A 1,319-nucleotide genomic window follows, 5' to 3' on the forward strand; every position below is an offset into this window, starting at 1 on the left:
TGTAATACTCTGCTCTTATCTAAACGCGTTAGCAATCGTTCTTGTTCTCTCTTCCAGTTCTCTCATATTCATTCGGGTATTGCACATAACGTCTTTGTATTCACGAACCCTCACTGGCTTAAGGGGCGTCAGCCCCGGGTCCGACGGACTTAGCCAGTGCAGGGTTGTCCGGCTGCCTCCGCTTCCCCGAAATGCCTCTGCCGGACCGAGGGCCGTATGGCCCGATGCGTGAATATGGTGTTATGTGCAGTTCCCGACTTCTTCGAGTTACTCTCATATAAATGAAGCGCAGCATCTAGTAGTTGTTCTTAATTCGCACTTAAATCTTCTATCATTCCTGATCTTCAAACCGTTCTTTATTCTCTTGCTCCGTAATGAGCTGCAGTCATATCGTTTTCTTTCTCTCGCTTCCATAGAATTGCTTTCATAAATTTGCTCTTCATCTCTTAATTTCTTGTTCTTTGCTACGTAATGAAATTACCCACACCTTCTCTTCTCTTCTCTTCTCTTCTCTTCTCTTGAACCCAGATTTAGCAGTTTCCTGTTCTGTTTATCTGTTCTTAATCCTCTAAACGCGTTAGCGAACGAATCTTATTCCCTCTTCCAGCTCTCTCTTAATCCATTCGGGTATTGCACATAACGTCTTGGTATTCACGAATCCTCACTGGCTTAAGGGGCGCATGCCCCGGGTCCGACGGACTTAGCCAGTGCAGGGTTGTCCGGCTGCTTCCACATCCCCGAAATGCCCCTGCCGGACCGAGGGCCGAATGGCCCGATGCGTGAATACGGTGTTATCCGACGGTCCTGCCATCTTCGAATTGCATTCATTCTTCAATCTCTCAATATGCCCTTTGTCCTTCAACTGCTATTTAATCTTTCAATATGTCCTGGTACTTCAACTGCCCTTAAGTCTTTCAGATTGCCTTTTGTCCTTTAACCGCTCTTAAATCTTTCAAAATGCCCCTTTTCCTTCAACTGCACTTAAGTCTTTAAAATGTCCTTTGCCCTTCAACAGCTCTTAAATCTTTCAATCTCACTCAATATTGAGTTCTTCAAACACATTGCAGGTCTGTCGGATAACGTCTTTGTATTCACGAACCCTCACTGGCTTAAGGGCGCCAGCCCGGGTCGTCAGACTTAGCCAGTGCAGGGTTGTCCGCCTGCTCCCGCTCCCCCGAAATTCCTCTGCCGGACCAAGGGCCGAATGGCCCGATGCGTGAATACGGTGTTATCGGACGGTCTCGCCTTCTTCGAACTGCATTCACACCGTTCTTCGATCTTTGACAATGTTCTTTCATCTTTAACCGCTCTTCGATCTT

The 1,319-nt window shown here is 47.0% G+C and carries 1 protein-coding gene; it reads right to left on the minus strand.

Annotation, left to right across the window (positions count from 1 at the left end):
• Nucleotides 1–1,109 precede the first annotated feature (1,109 nt).
• Nucleotides 1,110–1,319 (minus strand): hypothetical protein (locus DFQ01_RS30930; protein ID WP_219993719.1); only part of this gene is annotated, 210 nt, incomplete at its 5' end.

This window comes from Paenibacillus cellulosilyticus, from assembly GCF_003182255.1.
GTDB lineage: Bacteria > Bacillota > Bacilli > Paenibacillales > Paenibacillaceae > Paenibacillus_T > Paenibacillus_T cellulosilyticus.